This window comes from Aeromonas finlandensis, from assembly GCF_000764645.1.
Lineage (GTDB): Bacteria > Pseudomonadota > Gammaproteobacteria > Enterobacterales > Aeromonadaceae > Aeromonas > Aeromonas finlandensis.
Map to the genome: position 1 here is coordinate 1 of NZ_JRGK01000014.1, position 9,500 is coordinate 9,500.

General features: G+C 61.3%; 6 protein-coding genes. All 6 read left to right on the forward strand.

Going from position 1 to position 9,500, the window contains the following annotated elements; translation table 11 throughout:
* Nucleotides 1-92 precede the first annotated feature (92 nt).
* On the forward strand, nt 93-2,030 hold the full coding sequence (locus LD28_RS0100700; RefSeq protein WP_033135122.1) for an acetoacetate--CoA ligase: 1,938 nt from the start codon (nt 93-95) through the stop codon (nt 2,028-2,030).
* A 204-nt stretch (nt 2,031-2,234) separates the two neighbouring features.
* The gene (gene fadB, locus LD28_RS0100705; protein ID WP_033135123.1) at nt 2,235-4,382 is read left to right on the forward strand and encodes a fatty acid oxidation complex subunit alpha FadB; all 2,148 of its coding nucleotides are present in this window, start codon (nt 2,235-2,237) and stop codon (nt 4,380-4,382) included.
* Between the two features lie 21 nt (nt 4,383-4,403).
* Nucleotides 4,404-5,567 (forward strand): acetyl-CoA C-acyltransferase FadA, encoded by a 1,164-nt coding sequence (gene fadA, locus LD28_RS0100710; protein ID WP_033135124.1) that lies wholly within the window; start codon nt 4,404-4,406, stop codon nt 5,565-5,567.
* 278 nt (nt 5,568-5,845) lie between these two features.
* Nucleotides 5,846-6,568: a response regulator gene (locus tag LD28_RS0100715; RefSeq protein WP_005339475.1), complete on the forward strand. Its 723-nt coding sequence runs from the start codon at nt 5,846-5,848 to the stop codon at nt 6,566-6,568.
* Entirely contained in the window at nt 6,565-8,007 is a 1,443-nt protein-coding gene (locus tag LD28_RS0100720; protein ID WP_033135125.1) for an ATP-binding protein, read from the forward strand. Before LD28_RS0100715 ends, LD28_RS0100720 begins: the two co-directional genes overlap by 4 nt.
* A 7-nt stretch (nt 8,008-8,014) precedes the next feature.
* Nucleotides 8,015-9,253: an ABC transporter substrate-binding protein gene (locus LD28_RS0100725; protein ID WP_033135126.1), complete on the forward strand. Its 1,239-nt coding sequence runs from the start codon at nt 8,015-8,017 to the stop codon at nt 9,251-9,253.
* The last annotated feature ends 247 nt before the right edge of the window (nt 9,254-9,500 follow it).

Genomic DNA, 9,500 nt, shown 5'->3' on the forward strand with positions numbered 1-9,500 from the left:
CAAACCGTTTGTTATCAACAGAGAACCAGTCGTTAACAAATCAAAAACAATTCAATACACTGCCGGTAGATACATGAAGTCAGGGATTACTCATGGACAACCTCTGCCTGTGGCAACCGGATCCGCTCGGAATGCAGCAATCCAACCTCTACCGCTTTATGGCCGAGGTAAACCGCTTCCACGGCCTGCAACTGCAGAACTATCCGCAGCTTTACCAATGGTCGGTGGAGAAGACCACCCGTTTCTGGCCGCTGGTGTGGCAGCACTGTGGCGTCAAGGGCGAGCTCGGCAACATAGTGGCGGAGAACCGTCAGGATATGCAGCGTACCCGCTGGTTCCCCGACAGTCGCCTCAACTTCGCCGAAAACCTGCTGCGCCGTCAGGATGAGAGCCCGGCTATCATCTCCCGCATCGAAGGGAGTCCAAGCCGCACGCTGAGCTGGCGTGAATTGAGTGATCAGGTGGCCCGGCTGGCCCAGTGGCTGCGCCATCAGGGCATAGGTCGTGGCGACGTGGTGGCGGCCTACCTGCCCAATATTCCGGAAACCGTGGTTGCCATGCTGGCAACCAACAGCCTCGGTGCGATCTGGACCTCCACCAGCCCCGACTTCGGCGAAGCCAGCGTGGTGGAACGCTTCGGCCAGACCCGGCCCCGGGTGCTGTTCGCGGTGGATGGCTATCGCTACAACGGCAAGGGGATCGACATTCAGCAGAAGGTCGCCAGCGTGGTGAGCCAGTTAGGCTGCATAGAGCAGACGGTGATGATCCCCCTGCTCGGCAACCCGCTGCAGTTTGGCCACGACTGGCAGCAACTACTGGCAAGCCAGCACGGTGCCCAGCTCGCCTTCGAGCCGATGGCCTTCAACGATCCGCTCTACATCCTCTACTCCTCCGGCACCACCGGCAAACCCAAGTGCATCGTGCACGGCATTGGCGGCACCCTGCTGCAACACCTGAAAGAGCACCAGCTGCACTGCGATATCAAACCGGGGGAGCGGATCTTCTACTTCACCACCTGCGGCTGGATGATGTGGAACTGGCTGGTGAGCGCCCTCGCCTCCGGCGCCACCCTGGTGCTCTACGACGGCTCGCCGTTTTATCCGGACGGCAACGTGCTGTGGGATCTGGCCCGCGACGAGCAGGTCGCCCTGTTCGGTACCTCGGCCAAGTATCTCGATGCGCTGCACAAACAGGGTTATGCCCCCATCAACACCCACAACTTGCCGCACTTGCGGCTGATCTGCAGCACCGGATCTGTGCTGTCGCCAGAGGGGTTCGACTACGTCTACCAACATATCAAGCAGGATGTGCAGCTCAGCTCCATCTCCGGCGGCACCGACATCTGCTCCTGCTTCGTCATCGGCAACCCGCTCAGCCCGGTCTATCGCGGCGAGAGTCAGGGACGCGGACTCGGTCTCGCGGTGCAGGTGTTCAACGAAGCGGGCCAGCCGGTGCAGGGGGAGAAGGGCGAGCTGGTCTGCACCAAACCGTTCCCGGCCCAGCCGGTAGGCTTCTGGGGAGATGAGAGCGGCGACAAGTACCACGCGGCCTACTTCGAGCGGTTCGACAACATCTGGTGCCACGGCGACTGGATCGAGCTGACCCCGACCGGCGGCATTCTGTTCTACGGCCGCTCCGACGCCACCCTCAACCCGGGCGGCGTGCGCATCGGCACCAGCGAGATCTACCGCTATGTCGAGCAACTGGACGAGGTGGAAGAGAGCATCGTCATCGGCCAGCAGTGGCAGCAGGACGAGCGGGTGGTGCTGTTCGTCAAACTCAAGGCGGGCTGCAAACTGGACGAACCGCTGCGCGAGCGGATCCGCCAGCAAATAAAGCAACACTGCACCGCCCGCCACGTGCCCGCCCGCATCCTGCAGGTGGATGCCATCCCCCGCACCAAGTCCGGCAAGATCGTCGAACTGGCGGTGCGGGAAGTGGTGCACAACAGACCCGTCAACAACACCCACGCCCTCGCCGATCCCGAGGTGCTGAACCAGTATCGCAACCGGCCGGAACTGGCCAGTTGATAACAAACTCACATCCATCAGAGGCGCCGCAAGGCGCCTCTCTTTTGCCCGTTTTGTGATGAGGAGCTTTTACTCGATAACTGTTAAACAAATGTTTTAAATAGGTGTTGAAAATGTCTCCTTTTGGATCAATAGTGAGCCTCGCCCCCTGCTGGGGATAAAGGAGCAACACCCCCCACTGAGTGGGAACAAGGAGACACTCTCATGATCTACCAAGGCGAAACCCTGTCGGTCAGCTACCTCGAAAACGGCATTGCCGAACTGAGGTTTGATGCCCCGGGTTCAGTCAACAAGCTGGATCGCGCTACCCTGCTCTCCCTGAGCGAAGCGATCGCCGCATTACAACAAGAACGTGAACTAAAAGGTCTGATCCTCACCTCCGGCAAAGACGCCTTTATCGTCGGCGCCGATATTACCGAATTCCTGGAACTGTTCGATCTGCCGCAAGAAGATCTGCTCGGCTGGCTGAAAAAGGCCAACGACATCTTCAACGCCATCGAAGATCTGCCGGTGCCGACCCTCTGTGCCATCAAGGGTCACGCCTTGGGCGGCGGCTGCGAGACCATCCTCTCCACCGACTTCCGTCTGGCTGACACCAGCGCCAAGATTGGCCTGCCCGAGACCAAACTCGGCATCATGCCGGGCTTTGGCGGCACCGTCCGTCTGCCGCGAGTGATCGGCGCCGACAACGCGCTGGAGTGGATCACCACCGGCAAGGATTACCGTGCCGATGACGCCCTCAAGGTTGGCGCCATCGATGCCGTAGTCGCCCCCGACTCGCTGCAGAGCGCTGCGCTGCAGATGATCAAAGACGCCATCGCGGGCAAGCTGGACTGGCAGAGCCGTCGCGCCGCCAAAAAAGCCCCGCTGCGCCTCTCCAAACTGGAAGCCATGATGAGCTTCACCACCGCCGCCGGCATGGTTGCCGCCGTGGCGGGCAAACACTATCCGGCGCCGATGACCGCGGTGAAAACCGTCGAGGCCGCCGCTGGTATGGGCCGTGACGAGGCACTGGCTGTTGAGGCACAGGGCTTTATCAAGCTGGCCAAGACCGATGTCGCCAAGGCGCTGGTCGGTATCTTCCTGAACGATCAGCACATCAAGGCGCTGGCCAAGAAGGCGGCCAAGCAGGCAAGCAAGGCCACCGGCCACGCCGCCGTACTGGGTGCCGGCATCATGGGGGGCGGCATCGCCTACCAGTCTGCCAGCAAGGGCATTCCGGCGGTGATGAAGGATATCAACGAGAAGGCACTGGCACTTGGCATGGGCGAAGCCACCAAGCTGCTCAACGGCCAGCTCGAAAAGGGCCGCATCGACGGCATCAAGATGGGCCAGGTGCTCTCTGCCATTACTCCGACCCTCAGCTATGACAACGTCAAGCATGTGGATGTGGTAGTGGAAGCCGTAGTCGAGAATCCCAAGGTGAAAGCCGCCGTACTGGGCGAAGTGGAAGGGATCATTGGCGAAGACGCCGTGCTCGCCAGCAACACCTCCACCATTCCCATCTCCCTGCTGGCCAAGGGGCTGAAGCGCCCGCAGAACTTCTGCGGCATGCACTTCTTCAACCCGGTGCACCGCATGCCACTGGTGGAGATCATCCGCGGCGAGCAGACCTCCGATGAAACCATCAACCGCGTGGTGGCCTATGCCGCCGCCATGGGCAAGTCCCCGGTGGTGGTCAACGACTGTCCGGGCTTCTTCGTCAACCGCGTGCTGTTCCCCTACTTCTTCGGCTTCAACAAGCTGGTCGCCGATGGCGCCGACTTCGCGGCCGTCGACAAGGTGATGGAGAAAGAGTTCGGCTGGCCGATGGGCCCCGCCTACCTGCTGGACGTGGTCGGTATCGACACCGGTCACCATGCCGGTGACGTGATGGCGCAAGGTTTCCCGGCTCGCATGAGCAAGGAAGGCCGCACCGCCATCGACGTGATGTATGAGGTGAGCCGCTTCGGTCAGAAGAATGGCAAGGGTTTCTACGCTTACGAGCAAGACAAGAAGGGCAAGCCGAAGAAGGTGGCCGACGCCGCCAGCTACGAGCTGCTGGCCCCTATTGCCAAGCCGAAGCAGGATTTCGACAAGGAAGCCATCATCGCTCGCATGATGATCCCGATGATCAACGAGGTGGTGCTCTGTCTGGAAGAGGGCATTGTTGCCACCCCAGCCGAAGCCGACATCGCACTGGTCTACGGTCTGGGCTTCCCTCCCTTCCGCGGCGGCGTGTTCCGCTATCTGGACACCATTGGTCTGGATCGCTACGTGGCCATGGCCGACCAGTATGCCGATCTGGGCCCGCTCTACCGCGCCAGCGACAAGCTGCGTGAAATGGCTGCCCAGGGCAAAACCTTCTACTGATTGCGGAAAGGAGATCCATTCATGAAAGACGTAGTCATTGTCGACTGTATCCGGACCCCGATGGGCCGGTCCAAGGGCGGCGCCTTCCGCAACGTGCGTGCAGAAGATCTGTCCGCGCACCTGATGAAATCCATCCTGCTGCGCAACCCCAACCTCGACCCGAACGAGATCGAGGATATTTACTGGGGCTGCGTGCAGCAGACCCTGGAGCAGGGCTTCAACATTGCCCGCAACGCCGCGCTGCTGGCCGGTATTCCCAAGCAAGTGGGGGCGGTCACCGTCAACCGCCTGTGCGGCTCAAGCATGCAGGCGCTGCATGACGCCTCCCGCGCCATTCAGGTGGGTGATGGGGATATCTTCATCATCGGCGGCGTCGAGCACATGGGCCACGTGCCGATGAGCCACGGCGTCGACTTCCACCCCGGCATGGCCAAGTCGGTGGCGAAAGCCTCCGGCATGATGGGGCTGACCGCCGAAATGCTTGGCAAGCTGCACGGCATCAGCCGTCAGCAGCAAGACGAGTTTGCCGCTCGCTCCCATCGCCGCTCCCATGCGGCGACCGTGGAGGGGCGTTTTGCCAAGGAGATCGTCGGGCTGGAAGGCCATGACGCCAGCGGCGCCCGCTTCTTCTACGACTACGACGAAGTGATCCGCCCGGAGACCACAGTCGAAACCCTGAGCCAGCTGCGCCCGGTGTTTGATCCGGTCAACGGCACCGTCACTGCCGGCACCTCCTCAGCCCTGTCTGACGGCGCCGCCGCCATGCTGGTGATGAGTGCGGATCGCGCCAAGGCCCTCGGCCTCACGCCCCGTGCCAAGGTGCGTGCCATGGCCATCGCCGGTTGTGATGCCGCCATCATGGGTTACGGCCCGGTACCGGCGACCCAGAAAGCGCTCAAGCGTGCCGGTCTGACTGTCGGTGATATCGACCTGTTCGAGCTGAATGAGGCGTTTGCCGCCCAGTCCCTGCCCTGCGTCAAGGACCTCGGTCTGCAGGACGTGGTGGACGAAAAGGTAAACCTGAACGGCGGCGCCATTGCGCTGGGCCACCCGCTCGGCTGCTCCGGTGCGCGCATCTCCACCACCCTCATCAATCTGATGGAGGAGAAGGATGCCACGCTAGGGGTTGCCACCATGTGTATCGGTCTGGGTCAGGGCATCGCCACCGTATTCGAACGGGTGTGATGACCAGCCAGATCGACGGGATGCACTACTGAGAGTTGTCCCTTTTCGGGGCCAGTCTGACTGGCCCCTTTTCAAATCTGTGACGATCGCCACACGGGGTGAGCGTCAGTGGTCAGAAGTTGTCTGTTGGCCGTCCCGTTTGGGTCGGCCTTTTTTCGTTTTAAACTTATCAATAGCCTGTTATTACCTTAAACCTCACATTAGATGGGGGGCTTGCTTGCTTTTTACTCCCCCGACAGGTTCAATCTGCACAAAAAAATGGGTGGATGCACATACATATGTCAATGAGCAAACAACTGCTGATCGTCGATGACGACCAAGAGATCCGCGAGCTGCTCAATGAGTACCTGACCCGGGCGGGCTTTCAGGTATTGACGGCAGCGGAGGGCAACGAGATGCGCCAGCAACTCGCCCAGCACAGCCCGGACCTGATTATTCTGGACATCATGATGCCCGGCGAGGATGGTTTTACCCTCTGCCAGCAGATCCGTCGTGACTCCCAGGTGCCCATCATCATGCTGACCGCCGCCTCCGACGAAGCGGATCGGGTGATCGGCCTGGAACTGGGCGCCGACGACTATATCGCCAAGCCGTTCAGCCCCCGTGAACTGCAGGCCCGCATCAAGGCGCTGCTGCGCCGCGCCGAATTCCGCCAGCCGGAAAAAGAGAAAGAGCCGAGCCGCCGCCTGCGTTTTGCCGAGTGGACCCTCGACACCCTGAGCCACCAGCTGACCCATGACGATGGCAGCCTGCTGGATCTCTCCGGCAGCGATGCCATGCTGCTCGGCATGTTCCTGCAACAGCCAGGCGTGGTGCTGGATCGGGACACCATCTCCGATGCCACCCGCGGCCGCGAAAGCCTGCCGATGGAGCGCGGCATCGACGTGCAGATCAGCCGTCTGCGCCAGAAACTGGGTGACAACGGCAAGAGCCCGCGCATCATCAAGACCATTCGCGGCAGCGGTTACATGCTGATTGCCGAGGTGCACGAGCTGCCATGAGCAACAAGTGGTCCTGGGGGGCGCTGGTACCCCGCTCCCTGCTGTCACGGATGATCCTGCTGCTGTTGCTGGCCATCCTGCTCTCCCAGACCATTCTGACCGGCATCTGGATGCAGCAGATCCAGAAGCGGGAGCTGGAGGGGATGATCAGCACCACCCGCAATCTGGCGCTCTCCGCCGCCTCCACCGTCAACTTCTTCAAATCCCTGCCGCTGCAGTATCGCCATATCGCGCTGGACCAGCTGCGCAACATGGGCGGCAGCCGCTTCTTCGTCTCGCTCAACGAGGAAGAGATCCACATCAACGCCATCCCCGAGAGCGAGCGCAAGATGCTGGTGCTGCAGGAGGTGCAAGGGGTGCTGACCCGCAAGCTCTCCGATGCCATGGCGATCAAGGTGGACTTCTCCCGGCCCGAAGATCTCCACGTCTTCAACAATGACACCCTGCTGGCGGATCTCCCCTCCTCCTGGGCCCGCTATACCCTGTCGCTGGAACCGCTCAATCCGCCGGTACTGGTGACCCAGATCGAAATTGAAAAGGGGGAGTGGCTCTATCTGGCGGCCCTGCTGCCCGCCCCCTACATGACCCTCGACGATACCGTGATGCCGAGCAATCAGGTGCGTTTTATCGCCCTGATGACGGTGTTCCTCTGCTTTTTCACCTTTATGCTGGTGCGCTGGCAGACCCGCCCGCTGCGCCGGCTGGCCAAGGCGGCGGTCAACCTCGGCAAGGATATCGACCAACCCTCGCTCAAAGAGGAAGGGGCATCGGAAATCGTGGCGGCCACCCGTGCCTTCAACATCATGCAGCACCGCATTCGCCGCTATATCGACGATCGGGAGCGGCTGTTCAGCTCCATCTCCCACGACCTCAAGACCCCCATCACCCGACTGCGGCTGCGGGTCGAACTGCTCGACGATGAAGTACAGATCGGCAAGTTCAACAAGGATCTCGACGAGCTGGAGCTGATGGTGAAAGGGGCGCTGCAGACGGTAAAAGAGACCGACATTCACGAGAATATCGAGGAGATCGACATCAACGCCCTGCTGGAGCAGATGGCGGAGTCGATGAACCTGCACGACGAACGGCTGACCATCGAAGGCCACTGCAAATGGGCCTATCGCGGCAAGCTGCTGGCCCTCAAGCGCTGCATCGGCAATCTGGTGGATAACGGCATCAAGTACGGCCAGCGGGTCCGCATCATCATCATGGATGACGAGGAGATGCTGATCCTCTTCATCATGGACGAGGGCCCCGGCCTGCCGGACGATCAGTTCGAACGCATCTTCGAGCCCTACTACCGGCTCAGCACCGATCAGGCGGGAACCGGCCTCGGCCTTGGCATCGCCCGCAACATTGCCCACGCCCACGGCGGCGATCTGGTGCTGGAAAACCGTCCGCAAGGTGGCCTGCAGGCCACACTCTCCCTACCAAGGTAGTTCCCCTATGAAGTGGTTCCCTATTCCCCTGCTCGCCCTGCTCTCCGGTTCTGTCTGCGCCTCCCAGGTGGAGGTGCTGCACTGGTGGACTTCCGGCGGCGAAGCGAAGGCGGTCGAAGTGCTCAAGTCGGAGTGGATCGCCCAGGGCAACCAGTGGAACGACTTTGCAGTGCAGGGTGGCGGCGGCAAGAGCGCCATGACGGTCTTGAAAAGCCGGGCACTGGCCGCCAACCCGCCCGAAGCGGCCCACCTCAAGGGCTACGAGCTCAAGGAGTGGGCCGGACTCGGCTTTTTGCGCGATCTCAGCCCGATGGCCGATCACCTCGGCTGGTACACCAAGATGCCTCCCATGGTGCGGGCCACCCTCAGCCAGAATGGCGCCCTGATGGCGGTGCCCACCGGTATCCATCGGGTCAACTGGCTGTGGCTCAACCGCAAGGTATTCGAACAGCAGAAACTGACCCCGCCAAGTGACTGGGCCCAGTTTGTCACCATCGCCGACCAGCTTAAAAAACGGGGCATCACTCCGCTCGCCATCGGCAACGAGCCCTGGCAGCTGGCGGTCCTGTTTGAAACAGTGGCACTCGGTGAGGGGGGCAAGGAGTTCTACCGCAAGGCGTTCCTCGAACAGGACAGCGCCACCCTGACCGGCCCCGACATGGTGCGAGTGCTGACCCGCTTCCAGCAGCTGCGCGCCTATGTGCCGCAAAAATACGCCGGTTTGAAGTGGCATCAGGCCACCAATCTGCTGGAGAGCGGTGGCGCCGCCATGCAGGTGATGGGCGACTGGGTGAAGGGGGAGCTGAGCGCCGGCAACTACCGGCCGGGTGAGGATATCGCCTGCCTGCCGAGCCCGGGCAGCACCGGGCTGTTCAGCTACAACCTCGACTCCATCGCCATGTTCAAACAGCGGGATCCGACCCAGTTGCAGGCGCAGGGCGATCTGGCCCAACTGCTGATGACGCCGAAATTCCAGGCGGAGTTCAATCGGGTGAAGGGGTCGATCCCGGCGCTGACCAACCCCGACATGAGCAAGTTCGACCGCTGCGCCGTGCGCTCCTATCAGGATTTCCTGCAGGCGGAAAAACAGGACAACCTGCTGCCGAGCATGGCGGAAGGGATGGCGACGCCGACCAATATGCGGCAGGCGATCCTCGATGTGCTGAGCAACTTCTTCAACGACCCCAAAGCGAACCCGGTGCAGACAGCGCTGCATCTGGAGCGGGCCATGCGCTCGACCCGCTGATCCGGGCACATTGCCAAACGGCAGAAATGACAAAGGCGGAATCGCTCCGCCTTTGTTGTTGAATCGTCATCCGGTTCAGGATTGATCGTTCTCGTCCTCATCCTCGTCATAGTAATCGCTGAGCTCGATCCAGAGTCCCAGCCCGACCATCACCATGGAGCCGAACCAGGTACCGGTATTCCCGATCGGGCTGCCCATCACTATCATGGCGAATGACAAGAACCCCATGCCTGCATAGGCCTGTAAT

Bases quoted from the DNA above. Each gene is read 5' to 3' on its own strand.
- LD28_RS0100700 (WP_033135122.1), top strand. From the start codon at position 93: ATGGACAACCTCTGCCTGTGGCAACCGGATCCGCTCGGAATGCAGCAA.
- fadB (WP_033135123.1), top strand. From the start codon at position 2,235: ATGATCTACCAAGGCGAAACCCTGTCGGTCAGCTACCTCGAAAACGGC.
- fadA (WP_033135124.1), top strand. From the start codon at position 4,404: ATGAAAGACGTAGTCATTGTCGACTGTATCCGGACCCCGATGGGCCGG.
- LD28_RS0100715 (WP_005339475.1), top strand. From the start codon at position 5,846: ATGTCAATGAGCAAACAACTGCTGATCGTCGATGACGACCAAGAGATC.
- LD28_RS0100720 (WP_033135125.1), top strand. From the start codon at position 6,565: ATGAGCAACAAGTGGTCCTGGGGGGCGCTGGTACCCCGCTCCCTGCTG.
- LD28_RS0100725 (WP_033135126.1), top strand. From the start codon at position 8,015: ATGAAGTGGTTCCCTATTCCCCTGCTCGCCCTGCTCTCCGGTTCTGTC.